Source organism: Mesorhizobium sp. (assembly GCF_005063415.1).
GTDB lineage: Bacteria > Pseudomonadota > Alphaproteobacteria > Rhizobiales > Rhizobiaceae > Mesorhizobium.
Genome location: NZ_SUEG01000361.1, coordinates 1 through 697 on the forward strand (window position 1 = coordinate 1; position 697 = coordinate 697).

Here is a 697-nt window from a genome sequence, read left to right on the forward strand (position 1 = left end):
TGCGGGTTGCCGGGCCGGATGCGCTCGATCGCGATGCCGAGCCTCAGCCAGAACACCGACAGCCTTGATAGATTGTAGAGGCCGTTGGGGCTTGCGAAGGGAAGGCCATTGTCGCTTCTGATCGCTTCCGGCAGACCGCGTTCCTTGAAGAGCCGGACGAAAGCCTCGATGACCGGAACCTCCTTTGTCGATTCAAGGGCTTCGCAGGCCAGCAGATAGCGCGAAGCCTGGTCGGTGACGGTCAGCGGGTAACAGTAGCGGCCGTTGCCGAGCTTGAACTCGCCCTTGAAGTCGGCGCACCACAGATCATTGGGCCGCGTCGCTTGGGACAGTTGCGTGCCCACGGCCTTGTTCGCCCGGTTCCTCTTGCGGGCCTGGCTCACAAGGCCGTGGCGGTCGAGCACGGCATGAACGGTGCTCTTGGCCGGAATGCGTACATCGCCTGCGAGCTTGCGCACCAGCAACTCGCGTATCTTCCTGGCGCCCCAGTGCGGCTTCTCCCGCTTGCTCTCTATGATCATCCGTTCGATCTGGACCGGCAACTGGTTGGCATAGCGCACCGGCCGGCGCGAGCGGTCCGTCAGGGTCTCGAGGCCCTCATCCTTGTAGCGATTGAAGATCTTGTAGCCCGTCTTGCGCGAGATGCCGAACTCCCGGCATACATCGCTCATGCCTTCCCCGTCGAGAAGGCGAGCTA

The 697-nt window shown here is 62.7% G+C and carries 1 protein-coding gene; it reads right to left on the reverse strand.

What is annotated here, in order from left to right; all coding sequences use genetic code 11:
- Nucleotides 1-697 (reverse strand): DDE-type integrase/transposase/recombinase (locus E5W70_RS32610; RefSeq protein WP_292665486.1); only part of this gene is annotated, 697 nt, incomplete at both ends.